Raw genomic sequence first — 24,555 nt, forward strand, 5'->3', positions numbered from 1 at the left:
AATATAATATCAGTTTTTAATAAAATATCGGGGTTTTGAATTATGGGCGATGGAAGTCTGATTAAAGTTCCTCCCGGATGGGACTGTAGTGTGGTTATTGATGAATTTGTGGAGAGTTATGCACGAAATCCTTTCGGTACATATCTTCTTCTTCCGACTTCGAGGCTGTCAGAGGATCTCCGCCGGAATATTGCCCGGAAAGGGGTTGCTGTCATCTCTGACAATGTGACTACTCCTGAGGTGTTCGCATCCGGAATTGTGAGTCAGTACGGTGGCGGGCTTAGGCTTCTCTCTGATGAGGAGGCAAAACTGGTTCTGTCTGGGGTTGTCAGGAAGGACAGAGATGCCCTTAAAGTTCTCTCAAGGACCGGAGAATATTCTGCAAGGATTTTAAATGATCTCTACTCTCTTTTTGGTGAATTTGACGGCCGGATGCGTGAGTCGGTATCTGATGGCATGCCTAATTCTGCCCGGATTAAGGTGCTTGAGAGGATAAGGTCTGCCTATGAGCGGGAACTTTCTGATAATGGCTCTGTTGCCCCGTCAGGTGTGTACAAAGCTGCATGCAGATCTGCTGAGAATTTCTGTCGTGAGAGGAGACCTGTTTTTTTTGTGTATGGTATCTTCAGCCCTTCGGAGTCTTTTAAGGGATTTATAAATGGGCTAATCTCCTGTGGGGCTGATGTCAGGTATTATCTGCCGTACTATGACAACGGGAGTGTCTTTTCAGACAGGGGCGAATGGCTTTCTCTCCCGGAAAAAGCTCCTGCCGGTTCTGATAGTATAGATACAGGTATTAAAGTCCCGTATGCAGATCTCTTCAGCGGAAATCCGGTTGCCACTCCGGGAGTCCAGACTGTTTATGGCCGTTTTCCCTCTTTTCAGCTTGAGGCTGAGGCCATTGCCGGAACAGTTGCGTCTCTTATCCGGAGAGGTGTCAGTCCGGGGAAAATTGCTGTAGCTCTGCCTGACCTTGCCGGTGGAACGACCCTTTTATCCGGAGTTTTCAGTGATTTCTCTGTGCCCTTCTCGTCATCTGCGACTCTGAGCCTTGGGCGTTATCCTGTTGTCCATGCTGCAATGCTTCCGCTTGAGGTCGTTTTGGGTGATTTTAAGCGTGATACTATATATGAACTGCTCTCCTCCCCCTATTTCACTCATGAATATGACCCGCACCTGATTGAGGCTGCTGCAAAGAAGGCGATGATTGAGGGCGGTTTTGGTGACTGGTCAAAGCTTGCCGGACTGTACAGAATGCGCCTTGAAAAGATATCCACAGATGAGGAGAGGGATTTAAAGGAGAGATTACGTGCAGAGGGTGAGCTTAAATATGCAGAGGTCCTTGCTGAATTTGCAGCGTCATATCCGGAAATTTTAAAGGAAGCAGATGTGAAGGATACAATCTCCGGACATATCAGGAGGTACAGGGATATTCTCTCTAAGCTCAGGTTTGGGGTCTCTCCGGATGCCGGATGCGCAGAGGATGATATACGGTATGGCGAATATCTTGCCGGACTTTTTGATCGTTTGTCATCCGGAAACGGGGGTGATTCCGGAGATGAAATTACTTTTAAGGAGTTTGCAGGATTTCTCTATTCATCGGTTGCCGGCATGAGGGTTCCTTTTGTGAGGGAGAGGGATAAGGTTCAGATAACCGGTATGCAGGAGCTTTTGGGTGCAGATTTTGACTATCTCTTCCTTGCAGGCTTAACCGGCGGGAAAATTCCTGTACTTCCGGGGCTCTTTCCATACCTGACTGAGAAGGAGGAGCAGATCCTCTGGCCTAAAAAGAAGAGGGATAAGATCTCAAGGGAGAAATTAAGCTTTATATATGCCCTTATTGCGGCAGGGAAGGGCCTTTACCTGAGCTGCCATGATGACGATTCCGGCAGCCCTGCCATCCCTTCACAGTTTTTGCAGGTATTTCTCGATTCATGCCCGGCTGATGAGTGGGAGGCATCAGATGGTGCTGTCTCAGTCTTACAGTCAGTAAAGGATGCAGGGCGGATGATTTCAGGTGGCTGTTTCACTCCGGTCTTCTGCCCGGATCTCTTCGTTCTGTCCGAAAATTCCGGGTTGCTCTCACCTGCTTCTCTTGCCGGCCGGATAAATACGGAATCATTCTGCCGGACAGGTGATTATGACTCTGCCTATGACGGTATTCTTGAGGATGCTGATATTATCGGGGATATTGGCGGCAGGTTTGGCCCGGAGAAAGCCTTCTCCCCGACTGCTCTTGAGACCTATGCGGTATGCCCGTTCAGGTTTTATCTGTCGTCTGTCCTTGGTCTTGAGAGAATTGAGGAGGCAGATGTCACACTCTCAGCATCTGAGAGGGGCAGTATTATACATGATATTCTCTTCCGGTTTTATACTGAGTGGATGAAGGAGAACTCCAGAGCACCGGGAGAGTGTGATATTCCGGCTGCAAAAGATCTGATCCTGTCACTTACTGATGAGGTGACCGGTGAGTTCCGGAGAAATACGCCGGCCTGGAATGCTATGCTGAGTGAGCTTACCGGAGATACGGGTTTTGGTACAGGTATTATGGAGAGATTTTTAGAGGAAGAGGCATCATTTGCTGATTCAGAGTTTGTGCCGGCACTCTTTGAGGCCTCATTCGGGACGGATAAGCCGGGGATATCATCTGAACCTGCGAAACTGGTCTCTGTTTCAGGTGATGAGATTAGGGTTCGGGGTTTTGTTGACCGGATAGATGAGACGGCTGACGGCAGATTTGCAATAACTGATTATAAGACCGGAAGCCACCCAAAACTGAAGGATATTGTCGACGGAAAGGCGCTTCAGCTTCCTCTGTATCTGAAGGCTTATGAGAGTTTTTCTGAGAAGAGGGGTGTCGGTGGTTTTTATTATACGGTTAAGAGAAAGGAGGTTTCAAGAAAGGCTGAGATCTATGATGAATCCGAGTCTGATCTCTTCTCTTCTTTTAAGAAATCAAGGAGTAAGGATGCTCTTTTTGCTGATATTGTTGATGATTCTGTCAGTTATGCCTGCTCGTATGCAAAAAAGATCAGACTGGGCATATTCAGCCCGGCATCTGAAGCCGGGGTATGTCCTGATTACTGTGATTTTAAGTTTGTCTGCCGGTATTCTGACTTCAGGATTCTCTCGCAGTCTGACAGTGCGGCTGATTCTGCCGGAGATGAGGGGGTGCACAGATGCTGACTGACAGACAGAAGGATGCCATCCGCCATGACATAAGTCTCTGTGTTACAGCCGGAGCAGGTACAGGCAAGACGCATGTGCTTGTCACCCGTTATCTTGACTTAATTGAGAATGCCGGCTGCCGGCCGTCTGATATTCTTGCGCTTACCTTTACTGAAAAGGCGGCATCTGAGATGAAGGAGAGGGCTGAGAAGGAGATTTTTTCTAAGAAAGGAGAGTTCTGGGATAAGATCAGGGAGGATATGATGTGGGCACAGATCTCGACCTTTCACTCCTTCTGTGCCGGAATTTTAAGGGAGTTTGCACTTGAGGCCGGTGTTGATCCCGGCTTTGCGATTCTTGCCGGAAATGAGTCTGAGGAGATAATCTCTGAGGCGTTAAGGGTGCTATTCCATGATAAGCCCAGGACCTTCTATGAGAATGAGATCAATGAGTGCCTCAATGCCTTCGGCCTTTATACTCTTGACAGTTATCTGCGTAATCTCTACAATAAGAGACGCATTGCAAAGGATTTCTTTGTCCGTCTTGCAGCTGATGATGATTATGCCGTCTCACTCTGGCGTGATGAGCTGATAAAGGAGCAGGAGTTTGTTGCCGGAGAATTCCTGGCCAATCCTGATCTGACTGATGCTGCTCTTTCTATGCTTCACCTTGCAGAGGTTTTTGGCGGTGAGAAGGATAAGGCGGGGAAGTATCTTGCTTCTGTTAAGGGTTATCTTGAGATGATGAACAGCGGCGATTATGAGATGATCTGCCGGGGCATTGGCGGAATTGCGGTTACGAAGGGTGGAAGCAGGAGTATGGGCAGTGCTAAGATTATGGGGGACTCTAAAGCTGATCTTGTGAAGGCCTATTCTGTGCTTAAGGAGTTTGCCGATAATTCTCCCTCTGCACTGCTCAGTTCCGGTGCTGAGAGTGATGACCCTGAGATTGTGCTGACTCTGAGGCTTTTAAAATCGCTTGGTGTCGTCTTTGATAGATTGTGCCATGTGATTGAGAAGGATAAGGCATCCCGTGGTGCGATTGACTTTACCGATATGATTGACGGGGTGTACAGGCTCTTTAATTCACGTCCGGATATTGTTGCTGAGCATTTCAGGGGGCGTTACTCCTATATCATGGTCGATGAGTTTCAGGATACTGATCCTGTGCAGACCGCAATTATAAGTATGCTGCCTGGTGATTCCGGGCCGGGATGCAAAAGCCTCTTTGTGGTCGGTGATCCCAAGCAGTCCATCTATCTCTTCAGGGATGCTGATGTCACTCAGTTTAAGAAGACGAGCGATATGATCACAGATGACTTTTCAGGGTGCAGGGTTGCCCTTGACATCAGTTTCAGAAGCACTGAGCCTGTAATTTCGTTTGTAAACCTACTCTTTAACAGAATTCTTAAGGATTCCGGCCGGGCCTGGGACTTTGACTATGAGCCGGTATCATGCCACAGGGGTGAAGATTTAGGCAGTGTTGAGCTGTTACTCTCAGCTCCGGGTGAGAATGTGATGGAGAGTGCTCTCAGTGAGTATGATATGGTTGCAGCGAGGATACGTTCGGCTGTTCTTACTGATCAGCTGAGGGTTTATGCGAAGGATGAATCGGGTGAGGTTGTCTGCCGGAATGCTGACTGGGGTGATATTGCTGTTTTAATGGAGAGGAGGACTAATCTTAGGTATCTTGAGCATGCCCTTGACAGTTACGGGATTCCATACAGGATCTATTCCGGTTTTGGGTTTTATTCCCGGCAGGAGATCCTTGATGCGGGTTCACTATTTTCATTTTTAAGAGATCCTTATGATGACATTGCCCTGTATGGCCTGCTGAGATCGCCGTGGTTTGGCTTTTCTGATGCTGAATTATTCCGGGCATGCGGCGGGCGTGCCGGCAGGCTGTATGACAGGATTGTCACATCCGGAGGTGCGGTATTTACGGAGGCTGTACAGCTTCTTGATAAGTGGCATGGCCTTGCAGGCCGGATCTCTGTATCAGAACTCTTCAGGGTTTGTATTCTTGACTCCGGTATATCTGCGGTGTACAGCGGAATTCCGGGCGGGGAGCAGATGCTCTCAAATCTGGATAAGTTATCCGGAATAATCCGCGAGAGGGAGAAGAAAGGGTTTTACTCACTGCATAAGTTTACGCATGATCTCGTTAAGTCCATTGAGTCCGGAGAGTCGGAAGGTGAGGGTGAGGTCTATGAGTCCGGTTCGGGCAAGGTCTCGGTTATGACTGTTCATGCCTCAAAGGGGCTTGAATTTCCGGTTGTATTCGTGCCGGGCCTCTCAGAGAGTCCGCCGGGTGACCGTTCAACTGTAATTATTGATGAGGAGTGCGGTGTCGGTATTAAAATTCCGGATGCTGAGTCCGGTGATTATGTCAATTCCCTGGGCCTGAATCTGCAGAAGTACAGGATGAAGTTAAAGTCCGGAGCTGAGAGCAGGAGGCTTTTTTATGTCGCTGTGACGAGGGCAAGGGATCACCTGGTGCTGTCAGGCACTATGCCAAAGAAGGTCCCGGAGACTGAGCAGGGTTGCAGCCGGAGGATTGACTGGATATTCTTCAACATCTTTTCTGGGGATAATTCAGGAACTGCTTCCGGAGTGCATGAGATTACAGACGGGGATTATTCCTGTACGATCCGGGTCATCAGTGACCGGAGTGAGATTATTGCAGATAAGGTGGACTGCAAGAGGGATTCTGTTGTTATTCCGGACTGTCCGCTCTGTGTACTTCCGGATGGTGATGACTCTCATGGTGTTGGTATGCCTCCGGGAGATGCCGGTTCTCAGGTTGGCAATGCTGAGATGGATCTCTCTGATGATGTTTCCGGCTCTCTGGATTCACCCGGAAATTTGGGTGTTGATGTCAGAACTGCTGAGGTACTGTCATCCACTGTGGTTGAGAGGTATATCGCCACCGGAAGTATGGACCCTCCGGAAAAGATTCTTTCGTCTGTCATTGCCGGAAAAAAGAACATTCATCTCTCTTTATCTTCCGGAGGTCCTCTCCGGGGCAGTATTATTCACAGCATAATGGCAGGGGAGACGGATACTGAATCGCCTGATATTCCGACAGAACTCAGGGAGGATTGCCGGGAGATGTATCATAAATTTGTTTCATCGGAATTTATGCAGGATGTCACTGACGATTATAAGGAACTGCCTTTTTCGATGTTTTTTGAGGGTTATCCCTTCAGGGGAGATATTGACCGTTTAATCCGGAAGAGTGACGGCTGGTATGTTCTTGATTTCAAGACCGGAAATCCGTCCGGGAAGTACAGCCATGATGTCCAGATGGTTTTATACAAAATGGCAGCGGAGAAGATAACAGGTGAGTCTGTCAGGACTTTCCTGTATTATACGGAGTCTTGCATGTTTAAGGAAGTTATTCCTGATGTCACTGAATTATCAGCGAGGATCAGAGAGGCATGTAAGGAGATCTCCGGGAAGAACAGTCTGTGAGATGTTGTCTGCGGCTGGTTTTTGTCTGGATAAGCCGGGGTTCGGGCAGGTAATGCTTATACAGGATGGTTTGTAGGTTATCTGTATGAAAGAAGATTGTGGGTTATCTGTATGATAGAGGATTGCAGGGTATGTGGATGATTGTGGGGGTCTGTACATGATGGAAGATGCGGTTGTTGGTACGGCTGATACTGACATTAGTGATTGGGTGGAAAAAATGATAAGGTGGGATAACGGCACTGAAAATATGTGAACTGGATTATAACCAGCCGTTTAATCTTGATGATACGTTATCGTGCGGGCAGGTATTCCGGTGGGAGAAGAGAAGTTCCGGATGGTTCGGCGTTGCATGGGGAAAAGCTCTTCATGTCAGGCAGATAAAGGGTGGCCGGATTCTTGAGTATTCCGGCTGCAACGAACAGTTCCTCAGGGATTACTTTCAGCTTGATTTGAATCTTGACCGGATTCTTGACTCTGTTAACAAAGATGAGCATATCGGGTCGGCAATCTCTGAAAAATACGGTTTAAGGTTAGTGTCACAAAATCCCTGGGAGTGTCTGATCACATACTCCTGTGCCCAGAATGCCAATATTCCGTTTATCAGCCGGATGCTTGCGAACCTCTCTTCAGTGTACGGAAAGCCGCTTGTCTTTGATGAGGATCTGATAAGCAGAGAAAATCCTGATACTGGTTCTGACGCTGTTGCTGGTGCTGAAGTGAGTTCTGTTCCGGATGATAGGATGGATGGGGGACATACCTGTGCTGATACTGCTTCTGACACTGATGTTGATACTGGTGCTGCCTCAGATAGTGGTTCTGTTGCCGGCAGTTCCTTCTCCTTCTTCTCATATCCGTCTGCAAAGGCCCTTTCACTGAGCTGTGCGGCTGATGTTTCAGAATGCTCTACCGGATACCGTTCAGCTAATATCTGTGATACTGCCGGAAGGGTGACGGAGAATCCCGGATGGGCGGATGAAATAGCCGAACTTGGTTACGAGCAGGCAAGAGGGAAGATTATGGAGTTTAAGGGTGTTGGCCCAAAGGTTGCCGACTGCATTCTTTTGTTTGCCTTTCAGAAGTTTGAGTCGTTTCCGGTTGACGTCTGGATGAGGAGGATTATGTCTGAGTTTTATGACGTTGGCAATCCTAAAGCAACGCTCTCGGCGTATGAATACGACAGAATCCGGAGGTTTGCGAAGGATTACTTTGGAGACTATGCCGGTTATGCCCAGGAGTATTTGTTTGCTAACCGTGGGTGATCTGAATGTCTGGATGTCCGGATGCCAATTACCTTCAGCAGAATAATTAATACATTGGGTTACTAATTTAATCTTGGAAGAATTTGTTTTCACTCAAAGAAGATAGGAATGTGCTATGAAATTTCAGGTAATTATCAGGGAAGACCCTGAAGATGGTGGATATAATGTCAGTTGTCCTGCTATTCAGGGATGTCATTCTCAGGGAGAAACAGTTGATGAGGCACTTGAAAATATAAAAGATGCGATAAATGGCTGTATTGAAGTACTCAATGAGGATACTCTTCAGAACGGGAACTCAGGCTCACGTGTTATGGAAGTGTCTCTCTGAAGAAACCTAGCCTTCCGGTAATTTCCGGTCATGATGCAGTAAAGGCTTTTTCAAAAGCAGGCTGGGTTGTACGCAGGCAGACCGGAAACCATGTCATTATGAAAAGAGAAGGTATGCCACTTATTCTCTCTGTTCCATTGCATAGTGAGATGAAACGTGGTACTCTTCGTGATTTGATCTCTGATTCTGGAATGACTACTGATGAATTTGTAAATTATCTCTGATATTTTAATGTCTCTACTATGCTGAGATAATTTCTGTATAGTTACGTCTGCAAAGATTCTCTTATTTAATCACCTCATTCCTGCATTATATCCTCTGCTCAATATCTCATTATATTGAGGATGTTTCAGAATGTTCTACGGGCTACCGTTCAGCTAATATCTGTGATACTGCCGGAAGAGTGGTGAATAATCCCGGATGGGCGGATGAAATAGCCGAACTTGGTTACGAGCAGGCAAGAGGGAAGATTATGGAGTTTAAGGGTGTTGGCCCAAAGGTTGCCGACTGCATTCTTCTCTTTGCTTTTCAGAAGTTTGAGTCGTTTCCGGTTGATGTCTGGATGAGTAGGATTATGTCTGAGTTTTATGACGTTGGTAATCCTAAAGCAACGCTCTCGGCGTATGAGTACGACAGAATCCGGAGGTTTGCGAAGGATTACTTTGGAGACTATGCCGGTTATGCCCAGGAGTATTTGTTTGCTAACCGTGGGTGATGCCAGCTATCTCTGATTCGGTGTAGAGCTTCAGATTGGGTTTGTGATGACTGATAATGCAGATAAAAAGAAATCCCTGAAGGATTTCCGGAGAATTCCTGGAGTGGGCCCTTCCATTGCAGAGGACCTCTATGGTCTGGGCTACAGAAGCGTCAGTGATCTCACTGGCGAAATCCCGGAAGATATGTATGAAAAACTCTGCATGATGCAGGGGCAGACAGTAGATCGCTGCATGCTCTATGTCTTCAGGTGTGCCGTATATTTTGCCAGAACTCCGGAATCTGATTATGACCCGGAACTTCTGAAGTGGTGGTCATGGAAGGACTGAACGGATAAATCTGTCTGAAAGCAATCAGGGACAAAAGAGTGGTTGTCTGATGAGGGGCAGGATATGTAACTTTACCCGGCATTTAAGCATTTCATTCAGGTGTTGTGTTTAACATCTCGGAGGACAGAGATACGATCCAGTCAGAAATGGAGGCAAACATATGACTGAAGATATGGATACTCACATGAAATTCATGCAGGAAGCAATTTCCGAGGCAAAAAAAGGGCTTGATGAAGGCGGAATACCAATAGGGTCGGTGCTTGTAAGAAACGGGGTAGTCCTTTCAAGAGGACACAACCGGAGAATTCAGGACGATGATCCACTGATGCACGCCGAAATTAACTGCATAAAAAATGCCGGAAGAATCGGGAGATATTCAAACACTGTGCTCTACTCAACCCTCATGCCCTGCTACCTCTGTGCCGGGGCAGTGGTGCAGTTTGGTATTCCAAAAGTCGTTGCCGGAGAATCACATAACTTTGCCGGAGCAAAGGAATTTTTAGAGGAGAAAGGGGTAAAGGTCATCAATTTAAACCTCTCCGAACTGAGGACAATGATGGCAGAATACATAGACACCCATACTGATATCTGGTATGAGGACATTGGCAGTCTTTAAACTATATAACTACAGGCGCACTGTGACCAAAATAAATTTAAATTTCAGTCCAGACAATCATTTTCTTCAGTTTGTGAGGTTATTGCACGAATGAAAATCAATGGATTAATTAAAAATTTATTGGCTTAAATGGGTGAAGATGTGTTAAAATAGTCATACATGAGCCTGCGGGTTCACAGATGGTAGATGAAAAATCGAAGTTTTTCATAGGAGATCTAATTGTCAAATGGAATTGTCTCATTTTCCATAAAATGTGGTTGCACAACAGCCTCTTGTATATGCTGTTTTATTCTGCATTATTAATTTTTATTCTGCAAAGGCAAGCGATTTAATATTAAATATTATTAAAATTTATTTTGTGATTATCTTATCATATTAGGCATTTTGTATATATTAGGGATTGTTACGTGGATATTTTGTATGGGGATATATGCTGTTTTTGTTAAAAGTTGTTAATATTTATTCTGCAACCCAGCTATTTTATTCTGCATCATTTTCATTAATTATCCAGTCTGGTGCCTTTTTTGAACCAATATTTTTGATATGACCTGAACGGCGAAGTTTTGTAAGCAAATTAGATATTCTGTTGGTTTTTTGTTCATCATCTAATCCATCACTGAGTTTATCCCATAGTAGATAATTAATTTCTTCTCTTGATGCACATTCAAATTCAGATAAATAATCAATAATCAGTTTTGCATAAAATTTGTCATCCTGTGCCCTCGTTTTAATGTAGTCCGACTTTTTTCCGGTAGTTATTGCAGCAGATGCAGAAAGGTACAAATTGGGTTTTCGTCCTTCGATTAACTTTGCGCGACGTAAACGATGTATTGTTTCCTCAGGCACGGAATGTCCCTTTTGTATGTGGTCTAATGCAATAATGTCTTTGAGAGTGAGTTCTTTATTTTGAATTAATAACAGGCTGTAAGCAGGATCAATTACTTTGCCGTAAATTTTTAATTTAACAACCCCCGATTCTGAGAGGTCATAGTCCGGCATCGGAAAATAACGTCGTGCCTGCTCTTTATACATCTCATAAATTCCATAACCCATTGTATCAATCATGTTCAGTTCAGCCATAGCCTGTGTTAAAAATGAATTTCTATACTTGCGGGGGGTTTTATTTCCCATAGTATAATCATCTGGCTGACCTTCATAAAAGTCACCTTCATTTTCGAATTGAAGAAAATTCGTTGATTCTGTAACAATTATTCGGCTGTTTTTGCGATAATCCTGATGTGCAATGCAATTATGCAGTGCCTCATGAATAACTTTCTGGTCATATTTTGAAACTTCCAGAGGTATTAATTCATCAAAAGGTAATATGCGCATCTGATAATTACGTATCTTTCGATAAATGATAGTTGTGTTTAGCAAAAATGGTGGTCCAAAATGCTCATATGCTTTATCTATGCCTTCAAGTTTCCATGTTATCTGTGCAGGATATGGTAACAAATAATATGCTGATTCAGGTTTTCCAAGCAAAATTATGGCTGTCCTGGTAATTTTACCCTGCTGAGTGATACGTGCCCGATCCAGAAATGTCTCAAGGGGCCAGTTCATGATTTCATCAAATGAAAAGCGATTTTTATACTTTAAGGCAAAGGATTCTCTTGCTTTTTGAATTGCGTCTGAATGAAGATCATTTAATGTTGCATGTGGCACAATGCCTGCCGTCCAGTCACTACCTAATGTCTGCTGTCGAATATCGTCCTGTTTCTCCAGACCCAGAGATGTGAGGCTTTCACCGGCTCTGGAGTAGTAATGTCCTTTCCATGCAATTGGTATTCCTCTTGGTGCCTGGGGGATTTCGAAGAGAATAACTCTTCCACAATCATCTTTATACTCGTAAATATTTCGGAAAGTTATACTTGGATCAGTATTATTTGCAATCTGGATTTTCAGACTTTGCAGTCTCTCATGTTCCGGGCGGTAATCAGTTCCGATTATATTTTTGGAATCATTATCAACACCGAAAACCAGCCAGGCTGAGTGGCAATTTCTTAAGTTTGCTTCATTGGCTAAAGCAGAAAAATATTTGCCAATATCTGAGGTCGAAAAATTATCTCCGGCCTGCTTAAATTCAGTTATTTCATCTTCCCATCTGTTAATAAGCTCATTTAGCAATTTTTTTAATTCTGTCTGATTCATCCGGTAATTCCTCAAATATTTTTTCCTTCTTATATTAGTGCTACTAATTAAATTCTGTATGACTTGTCTGAATATTTTATCTTCTCTAAATCCGGAAAGCACTTATTTAAGATAATGCAGTCAATTTATGCTGTATCCTTAATTCTGATTTATTGTCTGATTATTGTTATCGCTGTATGAGTATTCTATTGGGGCTGTTACACAAATAAAATTTGATAGATAATTGGATAATTTACAGACGCAATTGGCACAAAAATTGCGAGGATTGACCCAAATGCACTATTTAATTACCCCATAGTCAGTTAGTAAATATTCATGTGAAAGCCTCTATTGTCACTGAAATAATAATGTTTGTATGTGTCAGGATCAACGAAACATGGGTGATATGAAAGAGTATGGGAATAAATTCTGGATACTACTGTTTAAATTAAGAGGCAAATCTATGACTGAATTCTGAGAGAATGTAATCTTCCTCATCAGGCTCAAGATATAACTCTATTGCTTCCCTGATGTTTTCCAGAGCTTCTTCTTCTGTTTTACCCTGTGATATGCAGCCCGGAAGAGAGGGTACTTCTGCAACAAACCATCCATCCATTCCGGGCTTAATTATTACCTGTAACTGCATGTTTTTGTGTATGTTATAATATGAATTAAATATTCACATGGTTTTATTCAGTGAAGCCTTTGGTAAACGTGGGTTAAGTGCACAATATTTCCGTTTATGGATTCTCCATAACATTTTCCCTTGAGATCCGGGTTTGGCCTGATACAGGTGATTGTGGAAGATATTTTGAGTTTTGGAGAATAACAGGAGATATTTCCGGGCTGTAAAATCAGTTGTCCTCTGCAATTATCTCTGCCATAAGACTGACAAAATCACAGAGATAATCTATATTTTCCGAGATAATCCCAAGATCTGCTTCATCAAATGTTGCGTACTGGTGTGCAAGCTGATTTCTGTAAAATACAAAGCTGCTCATCTTTCCTTTAAGCTCTTCAGATATCAGGCCGGCGTTGCTGAGCACATTGAAAATATCACGATATGAGCGTGGTATTTCAAGTTTCTTTATGCAGATTATCTCTTCACCAAGTTCAAATGAAAGATTCATGAGAGTAAAGAGAATCATGGAAACCGAGTGATATCTAAGTACGTCATCTCTTTTTGGGATACCTCCCTCTCCGGTAATCTCCTCATATTCCCTGTAATATTTTTTTATATTTGATAGTATAGTGAAAGTTCTGTCGTACTCGGTTCCCATCAAAAATATCTCCCTGATTTTTTATCTGTCTGATAATTGTTATATGATGCTATGAATTCTTTATTCTGTCTGTCAATTCCGTTTTTCATTTGTTTTTCTTTTATGTCAGCAGCAGTTTTCTGTTCCGGATTTCAGAAAGGACTTTCTGGTGGGGCTGCTGTATTATTAATTAATTATTTCAGGCTGAACGAACTGATAAATCTCTGATTGACCCTTTTTCTCATTGGCTCAGAATCAAAGTATTCCAGCAGGTTAGCTCTTGTAATATCCCGGAGATGCCGGCTGTCCCTTGAGAAGAGAAGTATTCCGTCATATATTATTCCCATTTTGACAGTGATTGGCATAAGGCTGAATATCTCAACATCCAGTATTTTTGAGGAATATGATCCGGCTGTTTCTATCTCTCTCCTTTCAGCCGGTTCTCTGAGTAATACGGCAATATCAATATCCGAGTATGGCTTTGAACAGCGTTTTGCATGTGATCCGAAGAGATAGACTGCCATGACAAAAGGATATGCCATCAGTTCTTCACAGACAGATTTCACAAGTTCCTTCTCATCATCAGTCAGATCCGACTCATTCAGTTTTTCCGGAGAATACATGTTCCGGATAACAATATATTGCTAATTTCATTTATATTGTCTGTGCTGTAATTACCTCCCTGGGCCTTTATTTAATGAGTTAAGTTAATTTGATTAATTCGGACATGGATAAATTATTATTGGTTTTCATTCCAATTAGTCTGTGAACACAATGGAACCGATCATATATCTGAATAATGCCGCCACAACCTGGCCAAAGCCGGATCCGGTTATAAAAGCGGTTGAGCAGTCCTTTACTCTTCCTTACTTTGAGGAAGGGAGGAGTTCAGTGCCGGGGCAGATTGATTATCCCACACTTGCCCGTGAAACCCTTGCCGGGTTTTTCCGGGTGAAAACTCCGGATAATTTTATATTTACCCAGAATGCAACAGATTCCCTGAACACTGTAATTCATGGTTTTGTGAACCGTCAGGGCAGTTCAACTCACGTCATTACAACCGATCTTGAACACAATGCTGTCCTGAGACCGCTCCGGACGCTTGAGGTCAAAAATAAGATCTCACTTACGGTTCTCCGGTCAGAAAATGGTTACATCACCCCCGAATCTGTCCGTGAATCAATTAAAGAAGATACCTCAATGGCAGTGATGACACATGGGAGCAATGTACTCGGCACAGTCCAGGATATCGGTTCAATTGGTAAAATTCTGAGGAAAAAGGATATTTTCTTCTGTGTTGATGCTGCCCAGACTGCCGGTGAAATTCCCGTTAATCTCTCTAAAACCCCTGTTGATGCCCTCGTATTTACCGGGCACAAAGCACTTTTCGGCCTTCAGGGGATTGGCGGCCTGTACATTGCCGACCCGGAGAGAATAGATCCTCTCCGGCAGGGAGGAACGGGTGCCAATTCCAAATATCCCCTTCAGCCGTATGATATGCCCATGAAATTTGAGGCCGGAACTCCAAACTATCCGGGAATTGTCTCTCTTATTGCAGGTATTAATTACATTAATGATACCGGCCCGGAAGAGATCAGGAAGCGGACCATGGGTCTGACAAAACTCCTGATTGACGGGCTAAAGTATCATCCGGAAATTATACTGTATAATCAGAATCCTGACCTGCCGGTTATCTCATTTAACATCAATGGAATTGATAACTATACAGTTTCCAGAATACTTGCAAGGGGTTATTCCATTATTACAAGGGCCGGACTTCACTGCGCCCCGCTTATTAACGTGAATTTGCCTGGTGCTCATGATGGGACAGTACGGCTTAGCCCTTCATATCTTAATACTGAAAATGAATGCAGAAAAGCTATAGAAGCCATTTCGGAGGTGGCCGGAAGTGAAGATAAAGAAATCCAACCTGCATAAATTCTGCAAAGACGGTTCTACAAGGGATGATCTTGTCATGGATGAACCTGTCTCAATAGAATTTATAAAATATCTCTCTAATTTTGGAGAGGTGAAGATCAGAGAAGGAATGAGGATGACCCCGTTCTCCTTTGACAAGCCTGATTTTATCTCGATAAAGGGAATATTAGGGGATGACGAAATAGAGATGAGAGTTAAAAAGGAATTTCAGAGAGAGACCTCAGGTTACTTTGACCTTCTCCTTTTTAATTATAATGACGGCACTCCTGATGTTAATGCAATGCGGGGGAGAGAGGCTGAAATTCGGGCAAAAATAGAGGAATAAATTATTTTATCTCCTCTATTTTTGTTTTCGTGGTATATACTGTTTGATTTTTCTGTAACCTCTTAGAATATTTTTTTGAGAGCAATAAAAATCCTTAACCACTTAAAAACACCAATTATAATGAAATGATCAGGGTCGGTCTGCTTGGATGCGGCAATGTGGCTGAAGTTATTGCAAAGGATAACATCGGATTTGAGATATCCGCCCTATATGATATGGATATCCGGCACGCGAAACACCTCTCGGAATTAACGGGCGCACCTGCGTTTGAGAACTTTGAGGAGTTCCTCTCATCGGACTTCGACATAGTGGTGGAGGCTGCATCAGTAAGTGCAGTTCTTACCCATGCAGAAAGTGTCCTTACATCCGGAAAAGATATGATAATTCTCTCCGTCGGTGCATTTGCTGATCCGGAATTTTCTGCTAATATAAAAGAGACTGCAAATAAATTCAAAAGGACAGTACGTATCCCAAGCGGGGCAATAATGGGCCTTGACAATCTGAAGATCGGACAGATCTCCGATATGAAGAGGCTGTTATTAAGAACAACCAAAAATCCAAGATCCTTAGGCATAGAAACGGATGAGAAGATCCTCCTCTTCTCCGGAAGGGCAGATGAGTGTATAAAAAAGTACCCTAAAAACATTAATGTTGCAGTCGCGCTTGAAATAGCATCAGGACATGAAGTCGATGTCGAACTCTGGGCAGATCCTGAAGCTGACCGCAACACACATGAAATTTTTGCAGAAGGAGAATTCGGAGAGTTTTACCTGAGAATAAAGAACAATCCATGTCCTGATAACCCTGCAACAAGTTACCTTGCTGCACTCTCAGTTATCACCCTGCTCAAAAATCTTGAAGAACCGATAAAGATAGGAACCTGATATCCCAGGCAGAAGTAACCGGATGACAAATGATTGTATGCCCTGAGGCACTATTAGACATATTAACATTCGGTTACGAAGATGAGTAAAGCCGGAGAATCTAACAATTTAAATTATTCTGGAATGTGCCTCCTATGACAGTACAGGAAGAGATAAACAAACTAAAAACTGAGAAAAATGCGATAATCCTTGCCCACAACTATGAACCCCCTGAAATTCAGGACATAGCTGATTTTATCGGTGACAGCCTTGAACTTGCGCTCCGGGCAACTGACGTAACTGAAGATATCATCGTATTCTGTGGTGTTTTATTCATGGCAGAGACTGCAAAGATCTTAAATCCGGAAAAAAAGGTCATACTCCCTGCACCTGATGCCGGATGCCTGCTTGCCGATCAGCTCAGTCCGGAGATGATTAAATCGGCCAGAGAAGATAACCCCGGTGCAGAGGTTGTATTATATGTCAATTCAACTGCCGAATCAAAGGCATATGCAGACATCGTCTGCACCTCAGCAAATGCTGTGGATGTCGTTAAATCGCTCAAAAGTGAGACCGTCCTCTTCGGCCCTGATTCAAACCTTGCATCATATGTTCAGGAGCAGCTTCCGGACAAAAAAATAGTCCCGCTGCCAAAAGGCGGAAACTGTCCTGTGCATGTGGAATTTACACCTGAGGATGCCATATCTGCAAAGAAGAAGGGCTATACCGTAATCTGCCATCCGGAATGTCCGGCAGAGGTGAGGGCACACTGTGATATAATTGCGTCCACCGGAAGTATGATGAGAAATACACACCTCTCGGAGAGATGGGCTGTAATGACCGAGAAGGACATGGCTTACAGGCTTAAAACAGAATATCCTGATAAGGAATTCCTAAGCTTTGAGAAAGCAGTCTGCAAAGACATGAAGAAGATCTCCTTAAATGACGTGTTAAGCTCACTTAACAGCGAATCCCCGGAGATAAATCTGCCCGCAGACCTGATGGATAAAGCCGAATCCTCAATAAGGCGTATGATTGACCTAAGCAGGAAGAGCAATGACAAAACTTCAGAAACTTCTTGAATATCTCGATGAGGATATGCCGTTTGGGGATATCACATCTGAGGTCATAATTCCGGATGTAAATACCGAAGCGGAGATCATCTCAAAGGCAGAAGGGATAATCGCCGGTCTTGAGGAGTCATCACTGCTGTTTGGCCATCTCGGTCTGAATGTCCGTTTCCTGAAGAAGGACGGCGATCCGGTACAACCCGGAGATCTGGTGATGACAGTATCCGGCAATGCAGGTAAAATCCTGACAGCAGAGAGAACCTGCTTAAATATTATCAGCCGTATGAGTGCCATTGCAACAAAAACAGAGAGGACTGCATCACTCGTCCGGTCAGCAAACCCGAATGTCAGAATCGCCGCGACCAGAAAGACAGCACCCGGACTGAGATATCTGGATAAAAAAGCGGTTGTGACCGGCGGCGGAGATCCTCACCGTGACTCACTCTCTGACGGATTTTTAATAAAAGACAATCATCTTCTTCTCTGCCCCTTAAAAGAGGCGATAATAAAGGCAAAGAAGTATTCAGCATACAAAAAAACCGAAGTCGAGGTTGAAAAACCGGATGATGCCCTCATCGCCGCAGAGACCGGAGCTGATATCATCCTCCTTGACAACATGACTCCGGAAGATGTCATTCTCTCATCAGAGATGATCAATGATGCCGGACTCAGAAAGAATGTTATTCTTGAGGTTTCCGGCGGTATTACTCCGGAAAATATAGAATCCTATGCAGTATGTGACATAGACATAATAAGCATCGGGGCACTGACGCATACGGTTGAATGCTTCGATGTATCCTTAAATATCAGAGGCGGTCAAAAATCCGCCTTAAAAAAATAATATATTTTTCCGGTTATGAAATGGCTGTTATCTTTTATTCTCTCCGGAAATCAGAGATCTGTTCCCATTAATTTATGTTTCAGTCTCAAATCCGGATCATCTGTGTCGTTCGTGCATATTGTGTTCTGCTTTATTTATTCGGGATTTTAAGAGATATGGCGGCTATGATATTCCTTATTTTTTCTGTCATGTTCAGGTCCTTTTCACCTCCTTACTTTCTGGTATTTCTTCCCTTAGAGCCCGGTTATTTTTTCTGCCGGAAGATTCCCTGTGAGGGTTAACCGGATTATCCCCGGCAGAATGATCTTTTATTGCAGATGTTACGCCGTTGCAACTCCGCTTTCATAGAGGGTATTTCTCAGTATCCCGCCAATATCAATCCATATCACAAGATCCTTCTTATCTGAATCCTGTTCATTGCCTATTTTAATTATTCCCTTGATATATGCCTCTTTTGAAAAAGAGGTGTCCATCTTGTCAACATCCTCATCTGATATCTGAAGGACACTTTTTACATCATCCACAATCATTCCGATTTTAGAACCACCGACAGCACCGGCTACAAGCACTATTATCTTTTTTGACTCAGAATCTCCGTCATCCGGAAGTTCCATGAGCCTGTTTAGGTTGAGAATGTTTGTGATCTCACCCCTCAGATTAATAATTCCGGCAATATGGGGCGGGGCCTTTGGAACCGGAGTTATGGGCATCATCTCAACTATCTCCTGTGCAAGCTGAATGTCGAGGGCATATTTCGTCCCTGCGATCTCAAACTGCACAACATCAACTGTCGTCATAACATCTTCTCCTGTTTAATCTCAGGTTCTGAATCTGCCCATCTCCTTCTCAAGTTCTCTTGACAGTTCATTCACCTCATGAATTGCACTGCTGATCTCCTCAACCGATGCACTGGCTTCCTCTGCAAGGGCAGCAAGCTCTTCTGCTTCTCTCTGCACATCCTTGGTCATATTGGTGCCCCTGTCGGCAGACGTTACTACATTATTTGCAATATTGGCCTGGTCCTCGATTGCCTTTGTAATCTCACCAATATCTCCGGATACCCGCCCTGCATTCACAATAATTGTATTGAGCGCCTCAAGTGCTTTTGTGACACTTGATACTCCGTCCACAATCTCATTGTTGGCTGACTTTATCGAACTGGCAGTCTTCTCACTGCTCTGCCCTATTGAGGATACCACCTTGTCTATTGAATTGGTTGCCTCTCTCGCCTCAGCCGCCAGGTTTTTGACTTCCCCTGCGACTACTGCGAATCCGCGGCCATGCTCCCCGGCTCTTGCTGCTTCAATTGCCGCATTCAGGGCAAGAAGATTTATCTGGCCGGTAATATCGTTTATCAGCTTTACAACATTGTTGATCTCCTTTATCTGTTCGGTCAGGGAATTGATCTCGGTGACGCTCTGGTTGGCAATAACCTCAACATTGTTCATCTTGGTGTTGGCATCATTGCCAAGCTTCTGTGCTTCCTTACCTATCTCAACGACATGATTTGCGGCGGTGAATACCTCCTGCGATGTTCCGGCAATCTCCTCATTGGATGCCGACAGGTCGGCAATCTGCCTGTTAATGTCCTCTATCTGTTCGAGAAGGGACTTTGTCAGTTCCGCTGTCTTCTGGCTTGTTGTTGCAACTCCCTCTGCGGCCTTTGCTACCTCATCAGTGCCTTTGCTGACCTCATTGGAGTTCATAGCAACTTTCTGTGCAATTCCGGTTGAGGAGTTGATAGCCTCAGATACTGAAATGCCTATATTATTGACAGCATCCTTGAATACTCTGAACTCTCCTTCCATCCTGAGCTTATCATTGACCCTGACCCCGAAATTCCCGTCCGAAAGCTCTCCTGAAACCCTTATCGCCTCCGTAACCGGAATTTCTACTGCATCAAGCATCTTGTTTATGCCGTTTATAACCTCTTTATATGCCCCATCGTATGCACCGGCATCAGCACGTTCATCAATTCTGCCCATAACAGCGTTGTTGCTCAGACGGACAACATCCCTGATCATCTCATTGATATTCTCCATCATTTTCACAAGTGAGGGTAACAGCTCATCTTTCTCGCTCCTGCGCCCGATCTTTTTCAGTTCATCAAGCCTTGAGAGGTCGCCCCTGGAGGTCCTTGCCGCAATATCCTGCACATTTAACAGCCTCGTCTTTACAAGGCTGATTTCTTCGGTAATGTTTGAATATATGCCTTCGTATTTTCCGGAAACATCAGTGGTGTAGTCATTGACTGACATCTTCTTTAAGATATTTTCAACTTCAACAACCGCCTGAAGGCCGTCTATCGAATTGTTGATGTTCTTCCTGAGTACATCAAATTCACCTTTGAACTGTTCGTCAATCCTGTCGGGTATCTCTCCTCTGCCAATCATCTTAATTCTGTCATTGATAATTACAAGAGGTTCTCTTATTCCGGATGAGATGTCATTGAGGTTTTCTATAAGGTCTCTGTACACGCCTTTGTAACCCGATGTCTCCGACTTGTGCTTCAGGTCCCCGTTTGTAAGTGCAGTGCCAATGTTTTCCGCCTCTTTTACTACCTCCATAACATTGTCTCTGACTCTGGCAAGGCTTCTGTTTATATCCTCAATCTCTTCTTTTATCTTTCCTGTGTACTCATCTGCGTCCCCTGCCGTGAGGCTGAGGTTTGGGTCACCAAGGGAGATCTTTTCAAGATTTTCCCCTATTTTCTTGATCTCTCTGCCCAGGTACTTTGTGATGTTCTCAGTTTCTGATACATCAACAAATGAGGTGTTGATATGGGATATCGCACCGGATTTATCAGGTATTGGCGTGCTGAATATTCTGACTGAATATGTTTTGCCCCGGAAATCGGCTTTAAACAACCCTTCGACCCTCTCTTTTCTCTCAAGTGCGTCCGGTGTCCCTAAACCTTCAGTCTTATCTATATTGAATGCCTGCCGGAATCCTCTGATGTCAAGCCCTGTAAGTTCTGATTTTGACCTGCCTGAAAAGGCTGTCATCTCGTCACTGACATCGGTTATCTTCAGAGTTTTATCAAAGAGAACCATAGGTACAGGTGTCTTCATGATCGCTGTATGGAGGAAATCAGCTTTCTCCTCTGTCCCCGCCACTTTTTCCGCAAGTTTTTTAACCGCACCTGAAAGGCCCGAAGCCTCAGGTGGCAGTTTATCCAGTCCGGACTCTGCAATACTTTTTCCGGCCAGAATTCCATTTATTATCCCTTCCAGTTTATCATAATCCATAACTCTTCACTCCTTATTGTCCCCGCGTTCCGTCTGCGCCTTTTGCATTGATCGTAAAGATACTGTTATTGGCCAAATAGTTTATATGTATTTGCTTCTCGGCATCATATGTCGTTATTTCTGAAAATACTGCGTCATTGTGGTTATTGTTGTGCGGAAGTATCTGTCATGTCTGTATTCTGTTAATACAATGCAGAATGGTAAGATTTAATATAAATAATTATCTTGCGTTTTTTGAATTGTGTCAGATTTATGACGTAAGTTTACCTGGTTATATTGCCTGGGAAAATCTCCGGAATGAGAGCTGAAAAATAGTTATTTATATTATTTTTTTGTTTCAGAGGGCTGACCAGATGAAATGAATCAGTGACCCGACAACAAGCCCAAGAGTAAGTGTATATGCGGAGACAAGGGCTGCGATCTTTATTCCCATCTCGCGGTATAATACTGCGATTGTGGATACACAGGGGACAAAGAGTACACTTACCACAGCGAATACATATAACTGTATTCCGGTCATCACACTGCCCAGGTCGGCAGTTCCGGCAAGTATTGCAAGTGTCTCAAATGCCATCTCCTTTCTTAATATTCCAAAGAGCAGTGATGTTGAGGCATAGTCGGGCAGTCCCAGTGCCGCATCCATCGCCGGCGCAAATACGTCCTGAAATGCCTGTATAATTCCGCCATACTGTAACAGGCCAAGAAATATACTGCTCACAAGCAGAATCGGCATAGCAATGAAGATGAACTCCTTCATATGCAGCCATGCCCTTGAGAGAGTCTGCTTTGCCTTTGGCGTTCTGAGAGGTGCCATCTCAAGTATCATACCATACTGCTCTCCGGGTGTGAACTTTGTCAGTACAACTCCTGTGAGGGCAATGAGGGCAAAGACTATCAGATAGACTGATATTGCAGCCGGAACTCCGACAAATACAGCCACAATTCCGGCAATGATAACTGTCCTTGCCGAACAGGGCACCATTGTTATAAGAAATGAGGCAATGACCCTCTCTCTCTTTGAAAGGTGGCGTATGCTCATCACTGCCGGAACATTGCATCCGAATCCGAGCACCATCGGGATCAGCGCCTGTCCGTGCATCCCGATTCTGTGCATTGCCCGGTCTGCAAGAAACGCCGCCCTTGTCATATAGCCTGAATCCTCAAGGATTGAGATTAATATGTAAAAGACAAATACAAACGGAAATGCTATACCAAGACCTGCCTGAAGGGCAATGATAAATGAGAAACTGACCTGCTCGGTAAGCGGATCAAGGCCCATAGCCAACAGAGGTTCTACGGCGTACTGCTCAAATATAGAGACTATCAGCTCTTCAAGAAAAGATCCGACAAAGAATACAATCAGAAGTGTTGACAGTAGTATCAGGGCAAGTATGGGAATTCCCGGAAAATAACGGGTCAGGTATTTTTCAAACCTGAACTCTTTCTTCTCACCCTTTTCACTTGTAACCTCATCTGATATCTTTGATGCCTCATTATGTCTGTTTGTGGCCATTATCTGGTACACAGACATCTTATGCTCTTCTTCAATCTCAACTGATATCGTCTCGGCAGTCTCGGTCAGTTCAGGGTTCTGGTTTATGCCTTCAAGTGTAAGTATGGCTTCAAGCCTTGAGCACTCTGATAATTTTACAAGACTTCTGATACCTGCTTCAACATGCCTGTCATAGGGCACTCTTGCCTTTATCTTTGATGCCACCTGAAGTGCGGCAGGAATTATCTGTCCTATATTCTTTCCTTCGGTTGCCGTGGTTGCGATAATTTCGCATCCTAATATATCGGAGAGTTCTGCAAAGTCAATATGAATATTCTGCTTTTCAGCCTCATCTGTCATATTGAGCACGACAACGGTTGGGAGTTCATATTCTGCAACCTGGAGGAGGAGATAGAGATTTCTTTCAAGATGGGTTGAATCAAGGACTGCTATAAGGGCGTCAATATGTTCATTTCTGAGGTATTTCCTGACCTCCTCCTCTTCCTCTGATTTACCGTCAAGTGAGTATATGCCCGGAAAATCAATGACCTCAAATTTTTCCTTCTTATAGCAGACATTTCCTGAACAGAGATCCACTGTTGTCCCCGGAAAATTTGAGATCTCAACCCCGATTCCGGTCAGCTGGTTAAAGATAAGGGATTTCCCGACGTTGGGGTTTCCAATAAGTGCAAATTTCATCTATTCTTTCCTTCTCTCAACAAATACTGTATTTGCAATTTCGGGACTTATGGCCACTTCACTTCCCTTGACTTTCACAAGAAGTGCTCTTCTGTCAAGTTTTCTGATAATCTCTATCTTCTCACCCGGAACTATGCCCAGGTCATTCAGCCGGAAACCTCTCCCCGGCCTGCCTCCGACACCAACGACTTTTAGTTTTTCGCCTTCATTACAGAGTGTCAGCCTTTCTGCGTTCTCCTCAGAACAGGGTGTCCGGCGGGGCCCCTGCCTCCGTCCCTGACATCTTCCGGGTCTGTTTAAATATTCATTCAGCTTTTTTATTGTGTCATCAGATGCCGAGTGCTCAATCTCACATGCCTCTTTGGAGGCAGTTTCAGGGTCCATTCCAAGCATTTCTGTAAAAAAACATTCGAGAACTTTATGCTTTTTTGCGATGCAGCGACCTTTTTTTATACCTTCATCTGACAGACTGATCTTCCCGTCCGGAAGAATTGTCAGATATCCTTCTGTTTCAAGTTCGAGAAGGTCACTTTCGGTCTCAGATATGCTACGGTGCATATACTCTGCAAGAATCTTTTTATTATTGATATTTTCTGAGATCTCCGGCTCTCCGGATAATTTCTCAAGATAGTCTTCACATAATTTTTGATCCATTTAAACCCTCTTAGTTTTATCCTCAATTTTAGAAATTGTTTTTGCAGGCCAAAATTTCTTCAAAAAAACCTGAAATATCTGTCTGTGGGTTATTATGCACATTATCTGAAGGGGGGATGTCTCTTCTCTTCCATCTTTCCGGCAGTTTG

21 protein-coding genes are annotated in these 24,555 nt (G+C 44.0%); 13 read left to right on the top strand and 8 right to left on the bottom strand.

The window, feature by feature from the left end; translation table 11 throughout:
* The first annotated feature begins 42 nt into the window (after positions 1-42).
* From L6E24_RS08965 to L6E24_RS09000, 8 genes are all read left to right on the top strand, one after another.
* On the top strand, positions 43-3,186 hold the full coding sequence (locus tag L6E24_RS08965) for a PD-(D/E)XK nuclease family protein (RefSeq protein WP_257741645.1): 3,144 nt from the start codon (positions 43-45) through the stop codon (positions 3,184-3,186).
* Positions 3,180-6,641 (top strand): UvrD-helicase domain-containing protein, encoded by a 3,462-nt coding sequence (locus L6E24_RS08970; RefSeq protein ID WP_257741646.1) that lies wholly within the window; start codon positions 3,180-3,182, stop codon positions 6,639-6,641. The genes L6E24_RS08965 and L6E24_RS08970 overlap by 7 nt, the downstream gene beginning before the upstream one ends.
* A 254-nt stretch (positions 6,642-6,895) precedes the next feature.
* The gene (locus L6E24_RS08975) at positions 6,896-7,900 is read left to right on the top strand and encodes a DNA-3-methyladenine glycosylase family protein (RefSeq protein ID WP_257744009.1); all 1,005 of its coding nucleotides are present in this window, start codon (positions 6,896-6,898) and stop codon (positions 7,898-7,900) included.
* Between the two features lie 115 nt (positions 7,901-8,015).
* Complete coding sequence (locus tag L6E24_RS08980) at positions 8,016-8,228, top strand: type II toxin-antitoxin system HicB family antitoxin (RefSeq protein WP_257741647.1); 213 nt, start codon at positions 8,016-8,018, stop codon at positions 8,226-8,228.
* A 20-nt stretch (positions 8,229-8,248) separates the two neighbouring features.
* Positions 8,249-8,452: a type II toxin-antitoxin system HicA family toxin gene (locus L6E24_RS08985; RefSeq protein WP_257744010.1), complete on the top strand. Its 204-nt coding sequence runs from the start codon at positions 8,249-8,251 to the stop codon at positions 8,450-8,452.
* A 182-nt stretch (positions 8,453-8,634) separates the two neighbouring features.
* On the top strand, positions 8,635-8,943 hold the full coding sequence (locus L6E24_RS08990) for an N-glycosylase/DNA lyase (RefSeq protein ID WP_257741648.1): 309 nt from the start codon (positions 8,635-8,637) through the stop codon (positions 8,941-8,943).
* Positions 8,944-8,989: 46 nt separating this feature from the next.
* Positions 8,990-9,271 carry a helix-hairpin-helix domain-containing protein gene (locus L6E24_RS08995; protein WP_257741649.1) on the top strand — a complete coding sequence of 94 codons (282 nt, stop codon included), beginning with the start codon at positions 8,990-8,992 and terminating at the stop codon, positions 9,269-9,271.
* A gap of 160 nt (positions 9,272-9,431) precedes the next feature.
* Positions 9,432-9,887, top strand: coding sequence for a nucleoside deaminase (locus L6E24_RS09000; RefSeq protein WP_257741650.1), 456 nt, complete (start codon positions 9,432-9,434; stop codon positions 9,885-9,887).
* Between the two features lie 480 nt (positions 9,888-10,367).
* On the opposite strand, the gene L6E24_RS09005 is transcribed toward L6E24_RS09000, so the two are convergent.
* The 4 genes from L6E24_RS09005 to L6E24_RS09020 form a co-directional block, all read right to left on the bottom strand.
* A complete protein-coding gene (locus L6E24_RS09005) occupies positions 10,368-12,038 on the bottom strand; it encodes an RNA-binding domain-containing protein (RefSeq protein WP_257741651.1) in 1,671 nt (556 codons plus the stop codon).
* A 427-nt stretch (positions 12,039-12,465) separates the two neighbouring features.
* On the bottom strand, positions 12,466-12,663 hold the full coding sequence (locus L6E24_RS09010) for a type II toxin-antitoxin system HicB family antitoxin (RefSeq protein WP_257741652.1): 198 nt from the start codon (positions 12,661-12,663) through the stop codon (positions 12,466-12,468).
* A 208-nt stretch (positions 12,664-12,871) separates the two neighbouring features.
* Positions 12,872-13,297 (bottom strand): DUF86 domain-containing protein, encoded by a 426-nt coding sequence (locus tag L6E24_RS09015; protein WP_257741653.1) that lies wholly within the window; start codon positions 13,295-13,297, stop codon positions 12,872-12,874.
* Between the two features lie 173 nt (positions 13,298-13,470).
* Complete coding sequence (locus tag L6E24_RS09020; protein WP_257741654.1) at positions 13,471-13,899, bottom strand: nucleotidyltransferase domain-containing protein; 429 nt, start codon at positions 13,897-13,899, stop codon at positions 13,471-13,473.
* 151 nt (positions 13,900-14,050) lie between these two features.
* On the opposite strand from L6E24_RS09020, the gene L6E24_RS09025 reads away from it, so the two are divergent.
* The 5 genes from L6E24_RS09025 to nadC all read left to right on the top strand — a co-directional run bounded on the left by L6E24_RS09025 (position 14,051) and on the right by nadC (position 18,313).
* The gene (locus tag L6E24_RS09025; RefSeq protein ID WP_257741655.1) at positions 14,051-15,214 is read left to right on the top strand and encodes an aminotransferase class V-fold PLP-dependent enzyme; all 1,164 of its coding nucleotides are present in this window, start codon (positions 14,051-14,053) and stop codon (positions 15,212-15,214) included.
* Complete coding sequence (locus tag L6E24_RS09030; RefSeq protein ID WP_257741656.1) at positions 15,186-15,539, top strand: hypothetical protein; 354 nt, start codon at positions 15,186-15,188, stop codon at positions 15,537-15,539. Before L6E24_RS09025 ends, L6E24_RS09030 begins: the two co-directional genes overlap by 29 nt.
* Positions 15,540-15,664: 125 nt before the next feature.
* A complete protein-coding gene (nadX, locus tag L6E24_RS09035) occupies positions 15,665-16,423 on the top strand; it encodes an aspartate dehydrogenase (protein WP_257741657.1) in 759 nt (252 codons plus the stop codon).
* Between the two features lie 134 nt (positions 16,424-16,557).
* On the top strand, positions 16,558-17,484 hold the full coding sequence (nadA, locus tag L6E24_RS09040; RefSeq protein ID WP_257741658.1) for a quinolinate synthase NadA: 927 nt from the start codon (positions 16,558-16,560) through the stop codon (positions 17,482-17,484).
* Positions 17,459-18,313, top strand: a complete 855-nt coding sequence (gene nadC / locus L6E24_RS09045) for a carboxylating nicotinate-nucleotide diphosphorylase (RefSeq protein WP_257741659.1) — start codon at positions 17,459-17,461, stop codon at positions 18,311-18,313. Before nadA ends, nadC begins: the two co-directional genes overlap by 26 nt.
* A 320-nt stretch (positions 18,314-18,633) precedes the next feature.
* Here the strand turns inward: nadC and L6E24_RS09050 are convergent, their stop codons facing one another.
* The 4 genes from L6E24_RS09050 to L6E24_RS09065 all read right to left on the bottom strand — a co-directional run bounded on the left by L6E24_RS09050 (position 18,634) and on the right by L6E24_RS09065 (position 24,406).
* Positions 18,634-19,110 carry a chemotaxis protein CheW gene (locus L6E24_RS09050; protein WP_257741660.1) on the bottom strand — a complete coding sequence of 159 codons (477 nt, stop codon included), beginning with the start codon at positions 19,108-19,110 and terminating at the stop codon, positions 18,634-18,636.
* Positions 19,111-19,131: 21 nt separating this feature from the next.
* Positions 19,132-21,561 carry a methyl-accepting chemotaxis protein gene (locus L6E24_RS09055; protein WP_257741661.1) on the bottom strand — a complete coding sequence of 810 codons (2,430 nt, stop codon included), beginning with the start codon at positions 21,559-21,561 and terminating at the stop codon, positions 19,132-19,134.
* A 337-nt stretch (positions 21,562-21,898) separates the two neighbouring features.
* The gene (gene feoB, locus L6E24_RS09060; protein WP_257741662.1) at positions 21,899-23,752 is read right to left on the bottom strand and encodes a ferrous iron transport protein B; all 1,854 of its coding nucleotides are present in this window, start codon (positions 23,750-23,752) and stop codon (positions 21,899-21,901) included.
* The gene (locus tag L6E24_RS09065; RefSeq protein WP_257741663.1) at positions 23,753-24,406 is read right to left on the bottom strand and encodes a metal-dependent transcriptional regulator; all 654 of its coding nucleotides are present in this window, start codon (positions 24,404-24,406) and stop codon (positions 23,753-23,755) included.
* Positions 24,407-24,555: the final 149 nt, after the last annotated feature.

The sequence above is a fragment of the Methanoplanus endosymbiosus genome (genome assembly GCF_024662215.1).
Lineage (GTDB): Archaea > Halobacteriota > Methanomicrobia > Methanomicrobiales > Methanomicrobiaceae > Methanoplanus > Methanoplanus endosymbiosus.